This window comes from Erwinia sp. MYb416 (assembly GCF_037479575.1).
In the GTDB taxonomy this organism is placed as follows: domain Bacteria; phylum Pseudomonadota; class Gammaproteobacteria; order Enterobacterales; family Enterobacteriaceae; genus Erwinia; species Erwinia rhapontici.
In genome coordinates, this window is record NZ_JBBGYT010000349.1 from 181,111 (window position 1) to 203,209 (window position 22,099).

23 protein-coding genes are annotated in these 22,099 nt (G+C 58.0%); all 23 read left to right on the forward strand.

Features of this window, described 5'->3' with window-relative positions:
* The first annotated feature begins 4 nt into the window (after positions 1–4).
* A complete protein-coding gene (gene traK, locus WH277_RS04995) occupies positions 5–736 on the forward strand; it encodes a type-F conjugative transfer system secretin TraK (RefSeq protein ID WP_339504731.1) in 732 nt (243 codons plus the stop codon).
* Positions 733–2,130 carry an F-type conjugal transfer pilus assembly protein TraB gene (gene traB / locus WH277_RS05000; protein ID WP_339504733.1) on the forward strand — a complete coding sequence of 466 codons (1,398 nt, stop codon included), beginning with the start codon at positions 733–735 and terminating at the stop codon, positions 2,128–2,130. Before traK ends, traB begins: the two co-directional genes overlap by 4 nt.
* 10 nt (positions 2,131–2,140) lie before the next feature.
* Positions 2,141–2,665, forward strand: a complete 525-nt coding sequence (gene rfaH / locus WH277_RS05005) for a transcription/translation regulatory transformer protein RfaH (RefSeq protein WP_339504735.1) — start codon at positions 2,141–2,143, stop codon at positions 2,663–2,665.
* Positions 2,666–3,676: 1,011 nt separating this feature from the next.
* Positions 3,677–3,967, forward strand: a complete 291-nt coding sequence (locus WH277_RS05010; protein WP_339504737.1) for a hypothetical protein — start codon at positions 3,677–3,679, stop codon at positions 3,965–3,967.
* 247 nt (positions 3,968–4,214) lie between these two features.
* A complete protein-coding gene (gene traV / locus WH277_RS05015) occupies positions 4,215–4,760 on the forward strand; it encodes a type IV conjugative transfer system lipoprotein TraV (protein ID WP_339504739.1) in 546 nt (181 codons plus the stop codon).
* A gap of 2 nt (positions 4,761–4,762) precedes the next feature.
* Positions 4,763–7,432 carry a type IV secretion system protein TraC gene (gene traC / locus WH277_RS05020; RefSeq protein WP_339504741.1) on the forward strand — a complete coding sequence of 890 codons (2,670 nt, stop codon included), beginning with the start codon at positions 4,763–4,765 and terminating at the stop codon, positions 7,430–7,432.
* 53 nt (positions 7,433–7,485) lie between these two features.
* Positions 7,486–7,920, forward strand: a complete 435-nt coding sequence (trbI, locus tag WH277_RS05025; RefSeq protein ID WP_339504743.1) for a type-F conjugative transfer system protein TrbI — start codon at positions 7,486–7,488, stop codon at positions 7,918–7,920.
* Entirely contained in the window at positions 7,917–8,537 is a 621-nt protein-coding gene (gene traW / locus WH277_RS05030) for a type-F conjugative transfer system protein TraW (protein WP_339504745.1), read from the forward strand. Before trbI ends, traW begins: the two co-directional genes overlap by 4 nt.
* 127 nt (positions 8,538–8,664) lie before the next feature.
* A complete protein-coding gene (locus tag WH277_RS05035; RefSeq protein ID WP_339504746.1) occupies positions 8,665–9,024 on the forward strand; it encodes a hypothetical protein in 360 nt (119 codons plus the stop codon).
* A 56-nt stretch (positions 9,025–9,080) separates the two neighbouring features.
* Positions 9,081–9,425 carry a hypothetical protein gene (locus WH277_RS05040; protein ID WP_339504748.1) on the forward strand — a complete coding sequence of 115 codons (345 nt, stop codon included), beginning with the start codon at positions 9,081–9,083 and terminating at the stop codon, positions 9,423–9,425.
* On the forward strand, positions 9,422–10,414 hold the full coding sequence (gene traU / locus WH277_RS05045) for a conjugal transfer pilus assembly protein TraU (RefSeq protein ID WP_339504749.1): 993 nt from the start codon (positions 9,422–9,424) through the stop codon (positions 10,412–10,414). The genes WH277_RS05040 and traU overlap by 4 nt, the downstream gene beginning before the upstream one ends.
* A gap of 9 nt (positions 10,415–10,423) precedes the next feature.
* Positions 10,424–11,041 carry a type-F conjugative transfer system pilin assembly protein TrbC gene (gene trbC / locus WH277_RS05050; RefSeq protein ID WP_339504751.1) on the forward strand — a complete coding sequence of 206 codons (618 nt, stop codon included), beginning with the start codon at positions 10,424–10,426 and terminating at the stop codon, positions 11,039–11,041.
* A complete protein-coding gene (traN, locus tag WH277_RS05055; RefSeq protein WP_339504753.1) occupies positions 11,038–12,900 on the forward strand; it encodes a type-F conjugative transfer system mating-pair stabilization protein TraN in 1,863 nt (620 codons plus the stop codon). Before trbC ends, traN begins: the two co-directional genes overlap by 4 nt.
* Positions 12,897–13,697: a type-F conjugative transfer system pilin assembly protein TraF gene (gene traF, locus WH277_RS05060; RefSeq protein ID WP_339504755.1), complete on the forward strand. Its 801-nt coding sequence runs from the start codon at positions 12,897–12,899 to the stop codon at positions 13,695–13,697. The genes traN and traF overlap by 4 nt, the downstream gene beginning before the upstream one ends.
* A 38-nt stretch (positions 13,698–13,735) precedes the next feature.
* Positions 13,736–13,945 carry a hypothetical protein gene (locus tag WH277_RS05065; protein ID WP_118666150.1) on the forward strand — a complete coding sequence of 70 codons (210 nt, stop codon included), beginning with the start codon at positions 13,736–13,738 and terminating at the stop codon, positions 13,943–13,945.
* A complete protein-coding gene (gene trbB / locus WH277_RS05070) occupies positions 13,942–14,544 on the forward strand; it encodes an F-type conjugal transfer protein TrbB (protein ID WP_339504758.1) in 603 nt (200 codons plus the stop codon). Before WH277_RS05065 ends, trbB begins: the two co-directional genes overlap by 4 nt.
* A 40-nt stretch (positions 14,545–14,584) precedes the next feature.
* Entirely contained in the window at positions 14,585–14,884 is a 300-nt protein-coding gene (locus WH277_RS05075) for a hypothetical protein (protein ID WP_339504760.1), read from the forward strand.
* A gap of 35 nt (positions 14,885–14,919) precedes the next feature.
* A complete protein-coding gene (locus WH277_RS05080; protein WP_339504761.1) occupies positions 14,920–15,426 on the forward strand; it encodes an ATPase in 507 nt (168 codons plus the stop codon).
* Positions 15,427–15,477: 51 nt separating this feature from the next.
* Positions 15,478–15,873, forward strand: coding sequence for a hypothetical protein (locus WH277_RS05085; RefSeq protein ID WP_339504763.1), 396 nt, complete (start codon positions 15,478–15,480; stop codon positions 15,871–15,873).
* Complete coding sequence (gene traH / locus WH277_RS05090) at positions 15,870–17,237, forward strand: conjugal transfer pilus assembly protein TraH (RefSeq protein WP_339504765.1); 1,368 nt, start codon at positions 15,870–15,872, stop codon at positions 17,235–17,237. The genes WH277_RS05085 and traH overlap by 4 nt, the downstream gene beginning before the upstream one ends.
* The gene (traG, locus tag WH277_RS05095; protein WP_339504768.1) at positions 17,230–20,352 is read left to right on the forward strand and encodes a conjugal transfer mating-pair stabilization protein TraG; all 3,123 of its coding nucleotides are present in this window, start codon (positions 17,230–17,232) and stop codon (positions 20,350–20,352) included. Before traH ends, traG begins: the two co-directional genes overlap by 8 nt.
* A gap of 24 nt (positions 20,353–20,376) precedes the next feature.
* On the forward strand, positions 20,377–20,946 hold the full coding sequence (locus WH277_RS05100; RefSeq protein WP_339504770.1) for a hypothetical protein: 570 nt from the start codon (positions 20,377–20,379) through the stop codon (positions 20,944–20,946).
* Positions 20,947–21,080: 134 nt separating this feature from the next.
* Positions 21,081–21,812 (forward strand): complement resistance protein TraT, encoded by a 732-nt coding sequence (gene traT / locus WH277_RS05105; protein WP_339504772.1) that lies wholly within the window; start codon positions 21,081–21,083, stop codon positions 21,810–21,812.
* Positions 21,813–22,099 lie beyond the last annotated feature (287 nt).

A 22,099-nucleotide genomic window follows, 5' to 3' on the forward strand; every position in this document is an offset into this window, starting at 1 on the left:
CACCATGAAGAAAACCCTTTCCGCCCTGTTTGTGATGTCTGCACTGATGACGCCTGCCGCGTTCGCCGCCGTCAGCGGCCCGGCGGGTACGCCGTTTGAAAACGATGCGCACCTGAAAGCGCAGCTGAGTAATACCAGTCCCAATAAAATTGTTATCGACGGTGAACTCATCACCCGCGTGACCGGGCCGGAAAACGCCTTCACGCAGGAAAATACCGAGGGCGGGGCGTTGCTCGTCACGCCAGTGACCAGCGAACGCTTCACGCTGTTTCTGGAAACGGCCAGCGGCATCGGCGCTTCAATTGATGTGACGCCAAAAGCCGGGGACGGCCGCACCCTGCGCCTCATTCCCGCCTCCGGCCCGGTGAAGCCGAACCCCGACGCGAAAGCATGGGAGGAAAGTCAGCCCTGGGAGAAAACGCTGGTCAGCGTGGCCCGCACCGTCGTCAGCGGCGGCGTGCCGGAAAGCTATACCGAACTGCCGGCCAGTCGCGCCCCCGCTTACACCCCCTCCGTCGCACTCACCCTGACCGCAGAACGCCAGCTCGCGGGCTCACACCTCCGGGTGGTGCGCTACCGGATGAAGAATAACGGTTACATCACTCAGTCGCTGAGCGAAAAGCAGTTCTGGCAGAAGGGCGTTCGTGCCGTGATGCTTTCAACGCGGTCCCTGTTTGCCAGCGGTGAAGGCTATGTCTGGGTTATCTTCTCCACCGACGCGGAGGGCGGAGCATGAGCAACATTAATACGGCCGCCCGCCGCAGGCAGTGGGTGATTGCCGGCGTGACCGCCGCAGTCGCGGCGGCGCTGGGTGGCGGCATCTGGTGGTACTCACAGCACCAGGCCGCGCTGAACGCACCGCCTCCGGCAAAGAAAGCCGACATGACCGGCCTGGTCACCTCGACGTTTACCGATTCACTGGCCAGCTCGGTGCTCACCCAGCAGCAGAACAAAACGGCCGGGCTGGAAAACACCGTCACGCAGTTGAAGTCCGATATGCAGCGCCAGAATGATGAAATGAAGCAGAAGCTGGGCAAGCTCGATGACCTGCTGAACAAGCTGCAGGTGCAGGCGGATAAACCGCCCGTAACTCCCCCCGCTGCGGTGACCCCGCCGACTGGCCCGGTTGCCACCGGTCCTGCCGGACCTGCGCAGTGGAACATTAACGACCCTGCCCGTGGGCCTTCACCCGGACAGGGTAGCCAGTTTTACCCCGGTCAGGGGACAGGACAGGTTGCCGGCTATTATCCGGGCAACGGTGGCGGCACTGCACGGACCCGGACTGGCGGCATGACCAGCACCACCTTCACCTATACCTCGCTGCAGGCGAAGAAAACGAAGCTGCCGTGGATACCCTCAGGTTCCTTCTCCGAGGCGGTGATGATTGAGGGGGCTGATGCCAACGCCAGCGTGACCGGTAATCAGAATACCAACGCCGTGGTGTTCACCCTGGTGGGCGATGTCTCCATGCCCAACGGCAAAACCTACAGCATGGACCAGTGCCGCGTGACCGGGGAAATCTGGGGGGACATCTCCAGCGAGCGCGGGGAAGTGCGCACCAAGAACATCAGCTGCATCCTGAAAAACGGCAAACACATCGACATGCCGTTTGAAGGGCACGCCGCCTACGCGGGCAAGCAGGGGATTCGCGGCAAGCCGGTGATGCGTAACGGCGTGATTATCGCCAACGCCGGGGCTGCGGGCCTGCTGTCAGGCTTCGGTGAGGGCATCCAGTCGGCGGCGACGCCAAGCGTCGGACTCGGCGCCACGGCATCGGTCGGAGCGGGCGATGTCCTGAAGCAGGGCATCGGCGGCGGCGCCAGTAAGGCTGCCGACACGCTGAGCCAGTACTGGATAAAACGCGCCGAGCAGTACCACCCGGTGATTGATATCGGTGCCGGTAACCTGGTGACCATCGTGTTCCAGCAGGGTTTCCGCCTGGAAACCATTGAAGACACGGACCACGAAAAAGAGCTGGCAGCGAACACGGCCAACCCGCAGAACGCAGCCCCGGCAGAAGCACCGGCAAAAGCGGCGGTCAGCGCGGTGAATGCATCAATGAGCAACCTTAATCCGGACGAAGTGCTGCGCCAGGCGAGCCAGCTGCGTCTGGGTGACACCATAAACTAAGGAGCGGGACATGGAACAGTGGTACGTGGCGCAGACGCAGTTTGCACAGGAAAAACGGGCGCAGCAGCACCTGCAGAATCAGGGCGTGGACTGCTTCCTGCCGCTTTACACCGCACAGGTGTTGAAGAACGGCGCGGTGAAACCGGTGACGGCGCAGGCGCTGTTTCCGGGCTACCTTTTCGTGCGCTTTGACCCGGAGGTCATTCATACCACCACCATCAAGGGCACGCGGGGTATCTCGACACTGGTCAGTTTCGGTGGCCTGCCCTCGCCGCTGCCGGATGACGTCGTGATGAAGCTGCGCTCACACGACTGCCTGTCACCGAAGCCAGACGGCCCGGTCAGCGGTGACCGCGTGGAAATTCTAACCGGCGCTTATGAAGGGCTGGAAGCGGTCTGGCAGGAAAACGACGGCATGAAGCGCGCGATGCTGCTGTTGACCATCATGAACCGTGAAGTCCGGGTCCCGGTCTGCGGACGCCGGGCACCGGATGCGCTGCGCTTTCGCGTGCTGGGAAGGGAGGTAAGAGTTTGAAAAAGGCATCCAGGATGGAGAAGCGCATTTATTACGGCGTCGGGTACGCCACTCACGTTTTGATCAACGTCGTCGGGATTTTGCTAATGGGGTCAGCCCTGGCAGCAATGGGCTATGCGATTATCCATTACGTTTTTCCTCTATTAGGCTTGTTCTTGTCAGTTATTTATTAAAAGTTTTATCAACGCCCGGAGGGCGCATTCCTTGAACGATGTAAAAGAGACCATAAGGTTGAGCCGAAAGCTTGTTTTTGGAGCTGTATGCTCAGCGCCCCTTCTGCTGAGTGTGCTCATCCTCGCATGGCTGATGCATATTGGTGCGGTGAAGGAATACAGGCACACGTTACTGGCAACCCTTATTCTTGTTTCATCCTTCTTTTTGCTTTTCACCATGATCACTCCTCCAAAGAAGAAAGGCGCTTTTGAGTTTGCAGTCAGGTCCTGTCTGAAGGTAAATATCGCGCCCCTGTCAGTGGTGTGGTTGTGTATTATCGCGAGTCATTATAACTGGTTAACCTCTACCCCCGATGGAGGGGCCCTTATCTGTTTCATTGCAATAGCGAACGTAATAAGTGTACGAGTGATTCTGGAAAAATTAGAAGGCTCTCTATGCTGAGCAACAACATGCCTGCAGATAAAACGAACGCGCAACAGCGGCGTACAGACCCTGACATATTCAGGCTATGTGAAGAAACTGGGAAGAAGGTATCAAACCGGTAAGCTTCATGGATGTTTTGAAATATTACCTGCTGATGTTCCAGTCTGCGGACGCCGGGCACCGGATGAGGGAGGTAAGGGTTTGAAAAAGGCATCCAGGATGGAGCGGCGCATTAATTACGGTGTCGCGCTCGGCTTTGCCGTTTTGGTCTACGTGGTCTTGATTTCGCTAACAGCGTCGGCTCTTGCAGTACTGTGCCATGTTATTATCCGTTTACTTAAGTGACGTACCCGGAGAACGTTATTCTATGAAAGACCATCACGCTGAGAGAAGCCATTACGTGGGAGCAGAGGGATGAAAGAAATCAGACGGTGGCGACATCATATTTTTGCTGGCTGCGTCGCAGTTGGATCAGTGATGATAAATCTTGCGATCATTACCCTGATGAGGCATCTCGGCATCGGGGAAAAATACTGGGGCGTGTGGCAATTTCTTGCCTTTCTTACACCCTTTACGGTTGGCGTCAGGTTTGGCATTCCCTCCGGAGAGGGAAGCTACCTGAAATATGCATTAAAGGCTTTTAGTGTGAATACTGTTATCTGGGTTGCAACATCAATGATATTTACCATGCTGATGAATTGGTGACCCGGTTTATGGCCTCCTGGCCAGGCGCTTAATACTTCGTGTCCGATTTTCCCTATATCCTGATGCGTTCGTCTTTTGTGACCTTATGGGAGAGATAGTATCTGCTGGTGAATAGCCACCGGTAGACGAAACTTCAGTACACCTTCACTTCGCACATTATCAGTGATGATAAACACACCCGTTCCTGAACCTGTCCTTACCTGTTTACACACCTGAACGCGGCCCGGCCGCACCCGGAGATAACACCATGTACAAACTACTCGGTGGCGCACTGCTGTGCGCCGCACTCACTGGCTGCGCCGGTATGAACTCGGATTTCGACTGCAACAAAACCACCACCGACCAGTGCCTGTCGATGGCTGACGCCAGCAAGCTGGCGGCAAAGGGCAGAAGCCTCGATGACCTTTCCGTGGAGAAAGACGCCAGCCCAAAGCCTGCCGGTGAGGCGCTGGCCACGCTCCCGAACAGCCGCCCGGCCGTATCATCAGACCGTAAGGTGAGCGTGGCGACCCTGGCACCACGTCCAGTCATGAGTGCGCCAGCGGTAACACCGGGTAATGCCCTCCGCACATCGTCAGTCCCGGTTAAAGCTGCGGCTGCACCGATCACACCCACTGATTACGCCAGCGCCGGACGCGTTAACGCACTGCGCATTCCTGACGCCACCCAGCGCCTGTGGATAGCCCCCTGGGTTGACGAACAGGACAGTTTCCATCAGCCCGCCGTGGTTGAGTTCGTGAAGAAAAAATCACGCTGGGATGAAGACTTCCGCGTCATCAGCGACGGAGAGTAACTATGAGCAATTCCCTGATTAACCAGCTGGCGGGCATCTTCGCCGGCAGTAAGGATGAAGGCGGCGCGAAGGCGGCGGCCAGCATGCTGCGCCAGAACTTCAGCTATCCCTCCCTCACCAGCCTGCTGCCCTATCGCATGTACGATGAAAAAAGCGACCTCTTCATTAACAGCCGCTCCGTGGGATTTATCATGGAGGTGGCACCGCTGGCCGGGGCCAACCAGCAGGTGGTACAGGCGCTGGACGACCTTATCCGCAAAAAAATGCCGCGCAAGACGCCCGTTTCCGTCGTGCTGGTTGCCAGTAAGTGCGTCGGTGAGATGCTGGAGCAGGGCCTCAGCAAAGACATGTGGAAGGGCGAGCATGCCCTCAAGCTGAACGCCATCACCCGCGCCTACTGGGAGCGCGCCGCGCTGATGGGGCTCAAAAACGAACGCGAGTTCCCGCTGTACCTGCGTAACTACCGGGTTTTCCTGGTGTATGCGCTGCCGGGAAAAACGGGCATCCGCTCGATGGACAAGGTTGCGCAGCTGCGGGAAACGCTGCGCGTGTCGCTGCTGGCGGCGCACATGGACACCCGGCGCGTCGACGTGCCTGAGTTCCTCTCCGTGATGCGCGAGCAGCTGAACTATCGCCCCGGGCAGGTCACCCGCAGCTCAGGCCACTGGAACCCGGAGCAGGAGCTGCACCGTCAGTGCGTCGACCACAGTACTGAACTGGAGGTGCATCCCGGCCACCTTCGCATGACCACCGCCCGGCAGCCGGAAGACCGCATCATCGGTGACGGGCGGGATGCGGCGGTGGCCAGTACGCGCATCGTAAGCATGCAGCTGACCAAAGCCCCGGCGCAGTTCGCGCTGTGGCAGGGCGCTGACAACCTGCAGAACATGCGTTTTCCGGATCTGGGCATTCCGTGTCCCTACATCCTCAGCTGGACGGTCTGCGTCGAAGACCAGGTGAAAAGTCAGAACGATGCGTTCAGGAAAGAGCAGGACCTGGGCAAGAAGGCCGCAACGTCCTACGGCAAGCTGTTTCCGGGGACGCAGCGTGCTTACGAAGAGTGGCGCGACCTGCGCCAGGGGCTGGCGAGCAATGAGATTGCCATGTGCGACGTCACCCTGAACCTGACGCTGTTCACGCCCGATACCGACAGCGAGCAGCAGGCGTGTGAGCTGTCCGCCATCAACGTATTCCGCAAGAACGACCTGGAAATCTCCGCCCCGCGCTTCCAGCAGCTGCGCAACTGGCTCAGTACCCTGCCGTTTATGATGCAGGAGGGGCTGTGGGAAGACATGGTGCACATGGGGGCCACGCTGCGCTGCAAGAGCTTTAACGCCGTGAACCTGATGCCCGTCGTAGCCGAACGCCAGATGTCGCCGTCCGGCAGCGCCCTGCCAACCTACCGCAACCAGCTGTCCTTCTTTGACATGTTCAGCGAGAGCAACGGCAGCACCAACGCCAATATTGCGGTGACCGGCACCACCGGGGCGGGTAAAAGCTTCGTCATTCAGGAGATCCTGCGCCAGGTACTGAACTCGGGCGGCTTCGGCTGGGTTATCGACATGGGAGGCAGTTACAAAAACTTCTGCCGGCAGGCTGGCGGAGTGTATCTCGACGGCGCCACGCTGCGCTTCAACCCGTTCGCCAACGTGACCAGCATCAACGAGTCGGCGGAAGGCATCACCGGCCTGCTCACCGTGCTGGCAAGCCCCGAGGGCACGCTGGATGAAGTGAGCGAAGCCGTCCTGCTCAAGGGCGTGATGGCGGCCTGGGCGGCGAAAGCAAACAAGGCGCGCATCGACGATGTGGTGGGTTACCTGACGTCCGCAGAGGTGAAGGGCCAGTACAGCGAACAGCCGACGATCATGAACCGCATCAACGAGCTGGTCCTGCTGCTTGACCCGTGGTGTACGTCGGGGGCGAACGGCGAATACTTTAACTCCGACAGCCCGACGCTCGACGGCGACACCCGCTTCTCGGTGCTGGAGCTTCTGAGCCTGGAAAGCCGGCCGCAGCTGCTGTCGGCCATCCTGTACTCGCTCATCCTGGCTATTCAGGAAAAAATGTACCACTCGCCGCGTGACCTCAAAAAGGTGGCCATCATCGATGAAGCCTGGCGTCTGTTCAGCGGCAAAAACCCGCACGCCGCCCGCTTCATTGAAACCGGCTACCGCACGGTGCGCCGGCATAGGGGTGCCTTCATTACCATCACTCAGGGTATCAAGGACTTCACCGGCACCAAAGACCAGGCGGCACCGCCGGCAGCGGCGGCGGCATGGGACTGCAGCGGCACCAAAGTGACCCTGCTTCAGGATGCCAAAGCGTTTAAAACCTACCTGAATGCCAACCCTGACCAGTTCTCCGAAATGGAGACGCAGGTCATACGCGGGTTCCTGCCTGCGAAGGATACCGGCTTCAGTTCGGTGATGATCTCGACCGGGGAGACGAGTTCGTTTCACCGGGTGTTTGTTGATCCGGTCACGCGCGCCATGTTCAGCACGCGCGGTGAAGACTTCCAGTTTATGGATAACGTGCAGAAAGAGTACGGTGCCACCAGTGAGGAGGCCGCCTGGCTGCTGGCCTGCGAGCCGGACAGGTATCAGCAGGAAATGCACGAGCTGCAGCTGTGGGCAGGGCTGATAAAAAATGACACTGAGGAGGTGGAACTGTGAGTGACAAAACGAACGCCCGGCGGGAGGGCGATGACGTCCGCAGGGGCGTGACGGTGCCTCCCCGCCGGTCGCGGTTTCACAACAGGCGGGGGAACGCACCTGCCCCGGACGTATCGGTCCGTCAGCCACGCGCGGGGTTCAGTCAGCGCACGCTGGCCGCCTTCGCCGGCGCATCCCTGCTGCTGCTGGCGTGCTGCGCCGGGGTCAGTGCGCTGGTTGTGCAGCACATGCAGCGCGAGACGGTGGTGTTTGATATGAAAAACACCATTGACGCGTTCAAACAGCAGGCCGCACAGAAAGCCCTGGACGAAAACACCGCCCGGGTGATGACGGAACGGTTCAGCCGGGCGCTGAACGACAGCCTGAGCGCGTACATGGCCGCGCACAATGACCTTATCCTGGTGGCGGGCGCGGTCGTGCAGCCCACGCTGGATATTACACCGGAGATACAGGCCGACATTGCCCGGCGGATGCAGGAGGTGCCATGAAAAAAAGGACGGTATTTCTGCTCCTGCTCAGTCTGGTGAGTGCCGGGGCATCCGCCCGCGACCTCGGCACCACCGGTCACCTGTTTACCATCGCAGAGCCTGACCTGCTGGCGTTTATCAAACAGCGACTGCAGGCGATGGAGGACAGCGGGGAAATGGCGAAAATGCAGCGGGAAACCGAGGCGAGAGTGAAAGCGCACGCCGTGCGGCCCACACCGGTGGCCGGACTGTCTCCGGCCATCACGTCACGCAGCTTTGCTTTTGACCCGACCTTCACCGTCCGGGAAAAGATTAAGGACATGCAGGGCCGGGTGATCGCCAGTCAGGGTGACCAGGTGAACCCGCTTGACCGCGTGCCGTTCAGCGAGGTGCTGTACTTCCTCGACGGAGATAACCGCGACCAAGTGGCCTGGGTGAAAAAACAGGTGGCCGGTCAGATGAACTTCAAGGTGATCCTGGTGAACGGCAACATCAAGGAAACCAGCGATACGCTGGATGAACCGGTTTATTTTGACCAGGCGGGCGTGCTGACCACGAAGTTCGGCTTTACCCATACGCCGGTGCGTATCAGCCGGGACGGGCGTGTTCTCAAAGTGGATGAAGTGGCATTGAAATGAAATTAACTGAACCGGTGAGTCAATTCCGCCTCATCTTCCCGGCTGTTCGGTGCTCACTGCGTTGCGCTCCGCCTCAGCCGCGAACCTGACGCGGTGCCTTTTTTAACCTGACCAGGAGGCGTCAATCGTGAATGTTTCACGCATCGAAGCCGTTCAGCCGCAGCGCAGCCGGGACGGCTGCTGGACCCATCCGCACTATTTTATTCCTGATGGCGACGCGGAAGGGCCGGGCGAGTTCAACGCCTGGCTGGCAGCGCAGCAGCTGGAATGCAGCATCCGGTGGATGCGTGAAGAAGTGCCGCCTGAGCTGATGCGTACGTACCAGCTGAGCGACGGAGACATCAGTCGCTGGCAACCTGCAATCCCCCAGGGAAGTGGCTGGTTTATCGGTTCCCTTCACGATACGCAGCAGGGCGCCGTGTGCATCTGGCTGCGTCGCAGGGCTGCTTTAGAAAAAAAACGTACCGCTACCGGCGCTGCGCTGTAACAGATACCCCTTTCCCGCCGGGCAGACCTGTCCCGGCACCTTACGGATACCCGATCATGACAATCACAAAAGCGATTATCGCCCAGCCCGTGCTGCGTGATGACTCCGGCTGCTGGACGCACCCGGACTTTTTTATTCCTGAGAATGAAAGCGGACCGGCGCTGGAAGCAGAGTTTGCCGCCTGGCTGAAAAGCCACCGTCTTCGCAGAGCCGCCAGCTGGATGGAAAACGAGGTCTCCGACGAGATGATGGCGGCCTACGACAACGGCTTTACCGACTTCAGCGCGTGGACGCCGGTGCCACCGGGTAAAGCCTGGTTTGTCGGATCCATTCATGACACGCAGGCCGGACCCGTCTGCCTCTGGCTTCGTGCCCTGACGGATGAGGATACTGCTTCATGAAACGATTTCTGCTGGCGCTGACGGTCCTGTGCGCCGGGCTGCTGTCCCATACTGCAAGTGCGGCCGTCACCAATGCCGGAGAAGGGCGCTGGGTTAACCCCATCAGCGACGTCTGCTGGACCTGTCTGTTCCCGATGTCGCTCGGCAGCATCCCGCTGGCGGCGGGGCCACAGCCCGATACCACGAACCCGGCTTCCCCAATCCAGATCTGCCCTTACGGGATTTTCTATCGCATCGGGCTGGCCATCGGTTACTGGGAGCCGATGGCCATGACCGACGTCACCCGGGAGCCGGGCGTGATGGTCAACATGGGCGGCTTCAAGATCGACCTGGGTAAGGTGGGTACCGGCACAGCCGGGCAGAGCGACCGGCCCGTTGCCGGCGGGTTCTACCACGTTCACTGGTACAAGTACCCGCTCATTTACTGGCTGAACATCATCACCAGCGAAGGCTGTATGCAGACCGGTGATATGGACATCGGTTACCTGTCCGAGGTCGATCCGATGTGGGGCGATGACACGCTCTCGATGATTATCAATCCGGAGGCGGCCCTGTTTGGCAACCTGCTGGCACAGGGCGCCTGTGCGGCAGACGCGATTTCCAGTTCAGCCGGTTATCCGCTCTCCCCCCTGTTCTGGTGCGCCGGCGCGCAGGGTTCCATGTACCCGCTGACCGGTACAGTCAGCAGCGAGTATTCCCCGCTGGAGGCATCGGTTCAGGTGACGGAGCGCATGGCGTTCAAGCTGCACCGGGAGGGGCTGGTACAGAACACGGTCGGCGCTGACTTTGCGGTCTGCTACTCCTATCCGTCCCCCATTATTCCGAAAGAGCGATGGCGGTATCAGATGGTGAACATGGTGCCTGATGTACTCTCCTGCCACGCCTTCGGGGCCAGCACCCAGATATGGGGCTCGGTTCATAACCCCCCGACCACTAAAAAATCGTTCGGTTATCTCATCTGGCGCAAACGCAACTGCGTCTACACCTGAGGCTATGTCATGAATGCAAAACTTACCCGCGCGCTGTGCTGCAGCGCGCTGCTGGCCTGCGCGTTTTCCACCTTCGCGGCAGAGCAGCCCTCAGTGAACCCGGGCGACGTCGCCTGGATGAAGCAGCAGCAGAAAGAGCTGAAGGAGTTTCAGAACACGCTGATGGGGCAGACGGTGACGCTGCCGCCTGCCCAGCAGGACAGGGTTAACGACCTGCAGGCGCAGATCGCCGCCAGCCAGTCCGGTGATGACAGACCCGACGTCACGCCGCCAGCCGTGTACTTCGTCAGCTTCTCCATCCCGCCGGAGGGGCTGAAGCCGATGCTTGCCGATGCCCGGCGGTTCGGCATTCCGGCCACCATCCGGGGGTTGATTGATAACGACTTTCGCAAAACCGCATCGGCCATGTTTGATATCGCGAAAGAAGACAACACGCTGGGCGTGCAGATCGAACCGACCCTTTATCAGAAATACAACGTCAGCGCCGTGCCTGCTCTTGTCGTCACCTGCCCCGGCCACTTCGACATTATCCGGGGCAGCCTGCCGCTGGCAGAAGCGCTGAAGAACGTGGCCGAACGCGGTGAATGCGGGGCCACGGCACGTCAGCTGCTGGAGAGCGCAAAATGAAAAAAACCGTCATTTCACTGCTGTTGCTGTTATGCCCGCTGGTTCACGCGGATCCGGTGAGCGATGCGTATAAGGACGGGGCCAGCACGGGAAAAAGCAATAGCGGGCAGGGCACCGGCACGCTGTCGGGCGGTGACCCGTCTTCCTTCATTCCGGGTTATACGTCCAGTCCGCCACAAACAGGGTATTACGGTGGCGTACAGGGGGGAGATGGCGGTATCAGCGATAAAGGGCTTGCGGAATTCACCAACGGTGATGCCGGAAAGGCGGTGACCGATTCGGCCACGAAAAATCCGCCCGTCACCCTTGACCCGAATGCTGACTATATCCAGACGGGTAAGAACGCGGAGGCCAATGCCGGGACGATGGTTGATGGCACCAGTGCGCAATGCACGGAAAAAGTCGTCAGCAAAACGACGTTCCAGGACTACAGCTGCGATCGTGATGTGGCAGTGGTTCAGACCTGTGGCAGAACGGCAGGCATCGTTCTGACGGGCAGTAAGGAAACACAAAAAACCACGCTGGTTCTCAATGCGCGTGAGGGTTCTGTAGTACGGGAAGCTAACTGGGTGGTCCGGTACGATTTCGTCATGAAGGAAGGTGGAACGATTTCTTCGGGAACGGCCAGCTTTGGCTATCCCAGTGATTCCGATTACCACGGCGGCCGTCTGGACTATACGGTGAGCTTCAGAAACGGGTCACGCAACCTGAATTACAACCGCTCCGGGAGCATGAATTTTACGACATTTAAGGTCGCAAAAGGTGACATTGTCAGCGTGCGCGTTCGCTCCAATACCGACGGGCATGAAGACAGCTACCGGGACACGATTATCAGCAGCGTGAATTCCGGAAGATTTGTTATTAAAGTCACCGTCCCCTTCCTGGTCGAACGCGACACGACCAAGTCGTCCGTTGGCTGGAGTGAAAGCTGCGGGTTTGATAAGAGCACCGCAATAGCGCAGAAAGAAACCACCTGCGTGGACCCCGGGGGAACGCGGTCAATCACGCAGGATGGTAAAACCTACACCGAGACAAGCGACTGCTGGGAATATTCAGACACGTACATTACCCCCACCACTTCAACCGGCACATGCAGCACGCTGATGAATGACAAAAACTGTACCCGTTCTGGCACAGCCTGTACGCAGACGGACGGCGGCGTGTGTACCCACCAGTCTGAAACCTGGCAGTGTCAGAAGACGTACACTTCCGGAGGCCTGCTGTGCGGGGATGACTACTTCTGCAAGACCGGCGACTGCGGCGGCACAGACGGTGCCGGGGACAGCGGGTTTGATCTCGCCGTGGCGAAACTGGCCGGGCTGGCCTCCGCCGGCGATGACGTGAAGAACGGAGACCAGATCGACATTAAAGCGTTTACCGGGCAGAGCATGGCGTGCCGCAAGGCGATGGCGGGCTTCTCAAACTGCTGCGTGGACTCCGGCTGGGGCAACAGTGCCGGGGTGGCCAACTGCAGCAGCGAGGAGATGGCCATCGGCAAGGCGAAGGCGAAGAAGGTGACGGTTTTAGTCGGTGAAGCCTGCAATCATAAAGTTGCCGGCATCTGCATCCAGAAAAAACAGGTCTACTGTGTGTTCGGTGGCAAGCTCGCCCGCATCATTCAGGAACAGGGCCGTCGGGATCAGCTGCACATCAGCTTTGGTGAAGGTGATGACCCTGACTGCAGAGGGATAACGGTCCCTGAACTTCAGGCGATCAACTTCGACAAAATCAACTTTAGTGACTTCTACAGTGACCTCATGGATAACCAGAAAATCCCTGATACGGAAGCGATGACGAAGATCGCAAAAGAACGTATCGCCGCACAGGTTAACCAGCAGACGACGGGGAGCAGTAAATGAAACGGATACTGATGCTGCTGGCGGTGCTTTGCGTGCTGCCGGCACGGGCAGAGGAAGCCCCCGACCCGGGGGCGCATGAGGTGGTCACCCCGGCTGAACCGTTTACCGGCTGGCACTGGTATAACGAACCGAAAAAAGCCCCACCGGTGAAGTCCGCACCGCCGAAATCCGTTGAAAAGGTACCGGACTTCAGCCAGCTGTCCCCGGGAGAACAGGCGAAGGTTCTGAAGCGGTTCACGCAGGAGGCGCTTGACCGTGCCATCCTGTATCCGACCAGTGAAAACACCGCGACGTTCCTGCGCTGGCAGAAGTTCTGGACCGACCGGGCCTCGATGTTCAGCCAGTCATTTGCCGTCGCGCAGCTGAATCATCCTGACCTGGACTACAACCTTGAGCACCCGCACTACAACAGCACGGTGCCGATTCAGCAGGCGAAAGAACAGGAGCAGCAGGTGCAGGCGATTGCGAAACTGTCAGGCGCCTACGGACTGTTCTACTTCTACCGTGGACAGGACCCGATTGACGCACAGATGGCGGGCGTGGTGGCAGACTTTGCGCGCACGCGCAACATCGCGCTTATTCCGGTCAGCGTGGACGGCACGGTGTCACCGCAGGTACCGGACAGTCGCCCGGACAACGGGCAAAGCCGGGCGATGGGCATCGACCACTTCCCTGCGCTGTTCCTGGTGGAGCCGAAGTCGCGTAACTACCGACCGCTGGCATACGGCTTCATGACCCAGGATGACCTGGCGAAGCGTTTTCTGAACGTGGCCACCGGCTTCAAACCTAACTTCTGAGCCCCTCACAACATGAATTCACCTCTTGCGGAGAACGTATGAGAAACATCAACGCCGTCATCATCCTGTTCCTGTCGGGTATCGTGCTCAACTGCCTGCGCCAGCTGCTCGACTGGTCGGTGAGCAGCACCCAGAACATCCTCGGGCTGCTGGCGGGTATCTTCCTGGCTGCTGCCGTGATCACCTGCCTGGTGACCGAATGGCGTGACCGCCACCCTGCGCCTCATAAACGGGAGAGCGGGCGATGAAAGCGATCCTTGCACTGATTTTGCTGGCCCTTCCCGTCCTGTCACAGGCCAGCGTGGCCGATGAGATTGCGGCGCTGGAGGCCGCTAAGGCACAGAACCCCCCGCAGCTGCTGCCGGGTTTTCCGACCGGACCGCTGGCGCGGGTGCCGCGCCCCATGATGCTGCAGGACGGGCGTCAGGTTGATCTCAACAACTACGCCCTGGTGGTGTTTATGCAGCAGCACTGCGAGTACAGCGCAAAGTTCGACCCGAAGTTGAAAAGCTGGGCGGGGGAGAACGGAATGAAGGTCTATCCCTACACGCTGGACGGCAACGGTGATGCCTCGTTTCCGCACCCGCTGGTGCCGCGCAAGGCCGGGCCCAACGAACCGCTGGCCGGGGAGATCATGACCTTCTTCGGAAACGGACTGCCGATTGCCACGCCGACAACCTTTATGGTTAACGTGAACACCAACGCTGCCTATCCGCTGATTCAGGGGGATACGGATATGTCGACGCTGAGCAGCCGGGTTGCGCAGATGATTGAGGCCGACCTTGACCACGTCTCTGCCGACCAGTTTGGTCCCGTACCGTCCAGTCAGGGCATGACCCCGCAGTAACCTTCATGGCGGCACCGCCGCACCCTTTGGAAAAACACGTATGTATTCCAGACCGTTCGCGCTCACGCGCACTGAACAGGTGCTGCTGCTCGTCTGCGCTTCATGGCTGGCCAGTGCGGCGCTTTACGCCTTTATTGCCGCTGAACTCATCCGGCCGGTCGTTGATTCCGGGCGGTTGCGTTTTGACTCCCCGGAGGGGCGTCTGTTGAGCGGCCTGCGGGACTATCCGCTGATTTTTCTTCTGTCGCTGGCAGGCGGCTTTGCCTGCGGCGCACTGGTCAGCATTGTGCTGCGTCGTCAGAACTTCATGGCAGACAGGAGCCCTTATCAGTGCGACTAGTTTCAACTGTTTTCCGGTAAATCAGAGAGAAAATCATGACCGATATTACTTATTACGATCCCCTTCCTGAACAGGTGTTGCAGCTGAGTGCTGAGATAAACACAGCAAAACTCGCCAGGTTGTACCGCGCCCGTAAGGGCCATAGCTATATCTACGGCTGGACCGGAACGGGTAAATCGATTGTTTCCCGCCGACTGGCATCACGCCTCAAGGCCGACTACTTCAACTATGAACTGCTGACGCTGAGTCAGTGGAAATCTGGCTTTGATGAGATTGCCGTGCGGGTGTTAAACAGCGACAAAAAGGTCGTCATCATTGATGGATTTTTCCCACTGGGCGTGGATGTGAAATTTCAGACATTGATTGCGGAGCTCAACAGAAAAGGGGTGAACCTGTTTATCTTCTCACAGGAACCGCCTTCTGGAGACTATCCGTCGCAGTACCAGAAACATGAATTTGTCCCTGACGTATTTGAAACGATAGTGGAGTTTCGTTACGGCACCCTGGCCCGCTATCCGGTTACCTTTCATCAGGTGAAGTAACAGCCGGCTGTCATTCGCTTCGCGCGTTGTATTCCAACGGAGTTTCTCAATATGTTTAAAAAGACGGACTGCTTCTTTAACACCGGCATCGTCTTCATGATGACGGCGTTAGCCTTTCTGCTGTTCGCGATGGGCTGGCAGCACTTTGCCGGAGCGATGTTTGATGAGTTGATGGCGTCGCCTGAAAATCACGAATATGCCATTCGCATGATGTTGTCTCTTCTACTTCACGTTCCTGATGGTATAGGCAGGCTGATGAGTCTCTGCCTTTTTGCCGTGGGTGCAGGTATATGCGCCCTCAGCCTGCTGGCCGATGTGTGCGTAATGATTTTTAGTCGTCTGATGCTGTTCATCAGCAGAAAACGGAGGGAGCGTTACTGGAGAGAACTGCGGGCGACACTCCCGGTAGCTGATGCGACAGATGGGAGTGGAGGACAGGGCCAATGAAAATGCGAAAAATTATGGTGATCCTTGTTGCGGCGTTGGGTATCAGCGCGCCGGCACTGGCCGATGTTAACGGCGACCTGAACGGCTTCTTCGGCAGCCTGGGCTATGACGGCAACGTCAGCAAGGCGCAGGCGTGGCAGGGGCAGGCGGCAGGTTACATGACCGGTGGCTCCATCTACCTGCGCAACCCCGTCAAGCAGGTGCAGCTTATCTCGATGCAGGTGCCTTCACTGAACTCCGGATGCGGTGGCATTGACGCCTACCTGGGCGCATTTTCCTTCATCAGCGGCGCGGAAATTCAGCGCTTCGGTAAGCAGATCATGTCCAACGCCGCCGGATACGCGTTTGACCTGGCGCTACAGACGATGGTACCTCAGCTCAAGCAGGTGAAAGACTATCTGCAAAAAATTGCCTCCGACATCAACTCCATGAACATGAGTTCCTGTCAGGCGGCGCAGGGCATCGTCGGTGGCCTGTGGCCCGTCTCACAGGTCTCTAACCAGAAAATCTGCCAGGACATCGCGGGTGAAAACAACATCTTCTCCGACTGGGCGGCTTCGCGTCAGGGCTGCACGGTGGGTGGGCAGGGTGACAGTGTCACTAATCGGGCATCGGACAAGGACAAGGATCAGGTTCTCAAGAACAAAAATCTTATCTGGGATGCGCTCGGCCGCAACCGCCTGTTCGACGGCAATCGCGAACTCAAGCAACTGGTGATGAGCATCGTCGGCTCCATCATCTTCAACAAGGACGGGCAGGTCACCATCCTCACCCCGATGATCGACAACCGCGACATCATTACCATCCTGATGCGCGGGGGCACCGCCAAAATCTACGGCTGTGATGATGCGGATCTGTGTCTCGGTCCGACAGTCAGTAACGTGACCATCAGCGCCGATAATGCCCTGGTCATTCAGGTGCGCAACATCATGATGTCGATGAACGCCAAGCTCACCGACGACACCGGACTGACCGAAAAGGAGAAGGGGTTCCTCAACACCACCTCCGTACCGGTGCTCAAGTACCTGACCAACTCGCAGAGCATGGGCATGGCGCCAACCTATCTCGTTCAGGTTGCCGATTACATCGCGCAGGACCTGATGATCCAGTACCTTCAGGAGCTGGTGAAGCAGGCCAGCCAGTCGCTGGCGGGCAAGAACTTCCCGGAGCAGGCTGCGCGCGATCTGCGTGAAAACATTCAGCACGCGCAGGGGCTGCTCGCCGATATGAAGCTGCAGTCGGCGGCAGACCAGAACGCGCTGGACGGCATTGACCGCAACATGCAGTACCTGCAGCAGCAGGTCTCCACCATTATCTCCACCTCATATCAGGGTAACTACCGCTGGGGGTTCAGCAATGACTGAGGTCTACACAATCTTTGGTGGTGACATGTGGCGTCAGGTCCTAAACGGCGTGGTCACCATCATCGGATCTTCAACCTTTGACACGCTGCTGCGCATTGTCAGCACCTTCGGCGTGCTGGGCGTGGTGGTGTCGTTTATCAAATCCCGTAATCCGATGGTGTTCCTGCACTGGCTGGCGGTGTTCATGATAATTACCTCCGCGCTGCTGGTTCCCAAGCGCAGCGTGCAGATCATTGACATCACCGACCAGGCCGCCGTGTATGAGGTCGATAACGTCCCGCTGGGGCTGGCGATGATTGCCGGTCTTGCCACCGGTGCCGGATACGGGGTGGCGCAGCTGTACGAGTACACACTTGCGCGCCCTGACTCGCTGACGTACACCAAAAGCGGGATGCTGTTCGGTTCGCAAATCGTGGCGCAGACCTCCGATTTCCGTACGCAGAACCCGCAGCTGTCGCAGATGCTGACCGACTACGTGGAAAACTGTGTGATCGGGGACATCCTGCTGAACCAGAAATACAGTATTAACGAACTGCTCAACAGCACCGACCCGCTGACGCTTATCACCAATAACCCGAGCCCGCTGCGCGGTATCTACCAGACCTCCGCCGCCGGGCGCGAGTTCGTGACCTGTCTGCAGGCGGCAACCACCATCAAAACGCTGATGGGACAGGACATTCGTATCGGCGGCATCAGCTGGCACGACATGGCCACGCGTGTTTTTGGCAGCAGGGTTAATGCCGATGCATTGCTGGGGAGTGCAATGGATGAAAGTTATGGTTTCTTTTACAAGGGCGGCCAGAGTGCGGCGCAGATCATGCGTAATAACGTGACCAACGCGGCTGTTCGGGACGGATGGAAGGGGTTTGCGGCGCGGTCGTCGGACACGGCGAACCTGCTCAATCTGGCCACTGAATCGAGCATGACCAAACAGCGTCTGAGCTGGGCTGCCGGTGGCACAATTGCGACCCGCACCCTGCCGATGTTCCAGTCCCTGATGATGCTTATCCTGATTGGCCTGTTCCCGCTGGTGATTGCGCTGGCGCTGGTCAATCACACCATCTTCGGACTGAACACGCTGAAGATATATGTGGGCGGTTTCCTGTACTTCCAGATGTGGCCGGTGATGTTCGCCATCCTGAATTCACTGGCGAACTTTTACCTGCAGACGAAAACGGGGAGCACGGACCTTGTGCTGGCCAACGCGGACAGGGTGGCACTTCAGCACTCAGACGTGGCCAACATCGCGGGCTACCTGAGTATGTCGATACCGGTACTGTCGTTCTTCCTGACCAAGGGGGCGGCGTCAGTGGCCTCACAGGCGGTGGGCGGTATCATGAGTTCGGCGGCGTTCGCCACCGGTGGACAGGCGTCCACCACGGCTGACGGTAACTGGTCGTTTAACAACATGTCGATGGATAACGTCAATGCGAACAAGTTTGACACCAACCTGAGTCAGCGGATGGGCCAGCAGAGCCATCAGCTGGAAGGGGGGAGCATGCGCACCCAGACGTCAGACGGGCACAACGTTTATGACACCAGCGGGGCCATCTCGAACCTCCCGGTCAGCATGAAGCTCAGTTCGCTGGCCAGTAGCGGATTCAGCGAGCAGGCACGTCAGGCGCAGCAGCAGGCGCAGACCTCACTGGATGGCTATAACCATAGCGTAACCAGCGGGTTCCAGCAGCTTTCTCAGCTGTCGAGACAGTCGGGTAACAGTGACAGTATGACGCAGGGCAGCGACAGCAGCCTGGCGAGTAACGCCACGCGCGGGGCCAGCATGATGATGTCGTCCGCTGAAAGTTACGGTAAGGCGCACAATATCTCGACACAGGAGGCTTACAACAGGCTGATGGATATCAGCAATCAGGGGTCTGCGGGCGCGGGCGGTTCCACTCAGGTGAAATGGGATTCCGGCGACCAGATCGCAGGAAAAGTTGGGGCATGGGCAACCGGCGTCAGCGTGAACGGAGAAGGGCATCTGAACTCAGACTGGAAACATTCGTCCGGCAGTTCACATGGCACTCAGGACAGTAGCTCGCAGTCAAGGGACTTCCGTCATGATGAAAACAGCCAGGCGGTAAAAGACTTCCGGCAGGGCATGGATATGGTGGGCAGCACGCGCGTCAGTGACTCAGGAAACCATACTGACAACCAGTCAACCTCGAAGGTTGAGCAGTTTGCGGCGACGCTGAACGATGCGAAAAGCCAGTATCATCAGTATACCGACAGCAGCACCCGCAGCCAGGAGTTCAGCCGTATGGCCACGCTGTCGCAGAACCAGAGCGCCAGCCTCGATGCCAACTACAACCAGGAGTTTGTGGACTGGACGACGGCCAAATATGGTCACGATGCGGAGGGTATCCTGACCAACGTCAACTCCGCGCGAACCGCCGCCACCGAGTTCGTTGAGGAGCGACTGAAGCCGGAAATTATGAGTAACTACGGTAATGCACAGGCGCTGACCGCTTCTGCGCCGCTGCGGCCATCTGAGACCTTACCGTCTGAACTTGCGAATATGACGTCAGCAGGAGGGGCGGTAACGGGGGCCGGGGTTCGCGCGCCAGTCCCGGCGTACGAGTCCGGTAACAATCGTCCACAGCGTGAAGGTGGGCCGGTACAAAACAATGGGGGCTATGGAGGGTCTGGTAGTGCAGGAGATCCATTCCATGTGCGTGAAGGTACTCCGGAACGTAACAATGGAGGATATGGAACACCTCCAGGGGCAGGAGAGCCGTTCCACGTGCGTGCCGGAGGTGGCCGCGTGCTGGGACAGGACGTGACGTCAGATTTTGCCGATGGAAAGGCACGGGTTGCACAGCAGTCAGAAGGAACCGGCATCAGAAATGACGTCGGTCAACGAGTGGCAGCACAAAGATCTGAAAATGCCGATAACATAAGAGAAAATGGTGCAAAAACTGGAGAAAATAAAACCACTGTTCAGGCATCCAGTGATATATTAAAAGGAGAACATCATGGAGCAGTTAGAAGTCATGATATTGGTCGTACTGAAGAAGACTTAAAACAGTCTAGATTTGGTACTGAAAGCGGGAAATATGATTCTTACAAAGAGAAACTCGAAAAGTTGAGAGAGGATCATAGCAAAGCTTCTTAATTATGGTTTGATGGAGGATGGGACATGAAAGGTTTGTTGGCCTCAGAGGTAAGCGCTGATTTAACCATGCTAATGGAAGGTTTCAGCATGCAGAACAGGATTGTTCCATCAGCTTCAGATTCATTTAAATTAAGTGCGGTAATCCCTTTGACCGCTTTGTTTATGAGTTTTATAAGTGCATCAGTAGTTTATTTCACTGGCTACAATCCGGTGTTAACTTTAAACGCATTCGTAGATTATTTTCTGACTGATGGTTGGATTTTTATCGCGCCAACGTTAGTTGTTGGATTATTGTTTACGTTTATGGCTTATAGCAATCTTCTTTTGTACTTAGCAATACCACAAAGTTTTCGAAAACGTTCCCTAGTCGTACAGCACCTTAAGAAGGTCGCAAAGCGCATTGCTGGATTTTTTGTGCTCTTAATGATGATTTCTACTTTATTATCAGGTTATTCAACATGGTTTGCATTTGCAGTTTCTGGACTCTTATTCGCCTTGTTGTTCATTATTAACCTAGTCGTTGTAGCTGAAATCAATCGACTTGGTGCTGGTATAGCTGTCGAGAAAATCAATAAATTGATTTCAAAAATTTAAGTTTCTGTACCCTCTGCCGATAACCCCTCCGTCACTCCGTCGGAGGGGGTCTTTTCACCCCACACCGATCGAACTAAGGGCCTTCTGAGCCCCGGGTACGCCTGCCCGTTATCTACCGACAAGGAAAAAAACACATGCAATTCCGCAATACTTTTGTGGCGGCCGTCGCCGCTTCATGTCTCGTCCTGTCCGGCTGCAGCGCGATGGGAACTGCCATTAAGAAGCGTAATCTTGACGTCAAAACGCAGATGAGTCAGACCGTATGGCTTGAACCGTCCTCTGAAAAAACTGTTTATATTCAGGTCCGAAATACCTCAGATAAAGACATGAGCGGCCTGTCTCCTCTGCTTGCTCAGGAACTGCGTAATAAAGGCTACACGGTGACATCATCACCGGATGCAGCCTATTACTGGATCCAGGCTAACGTACTGAAGGCTGAAAAAATGGACCTGCGCACTGCTCAGGGCCTGCTGGGTACGGGCTTTGAAGGTGCAGCCACCGGTGCGGCACTCGGTGCGGGCATTACTGCCTATAACAGCACGTCCGGTGGAGCAATCCTGGGCGTGGGACTGGCAGCCGGGCTGGCCGGAATGGCTGCCGATGCAATGGTTGAGGACGTGAACTATGCAATGGTGACCGATCTGCAAATCAGCGAGCGCAGCAAGGCAACCGTGACCACCGATAACGTGGCGGCGCTGCGTCAGGGCACCTCCGGTATCAAGCTGCAGACCAGCAGCGAAGAAGGCAACCGTCTGAAGTACCAGACCCGCGTCGTGTCCAACGCCAACAAGGTTAACCTCAAGTTTGAAGAGGCGCAGCCGGTGCTGGAAGCGCAGCTGGCGAAGTCCGTTGCGAACATCATGTAATACCCTCCGTGGTGGCACTGTCGCCACGGGTTCTGCCTGGCGTGCCGGGCAGTAACCAGGAGGCAGGGATTGCCATTGAGAACAATACGCTCTCCGGACAACACCTTTCCTGCCTCCCGTTTACTGAATTCTGAGTTGGGGGGGGGGGGGGGGGGGGGGGGGGGGGGGGGGGGGGGGGGGGGGGGGGGGGGGGGGGGGGGGGGGGGGGGGGGGGGGGGGGGGGGGGGGGGGGGGGGGGGGGGGGGGGGGGGGGGGGGGGGGGGGGGGGGGGGGGGGGGGGGGGGGGG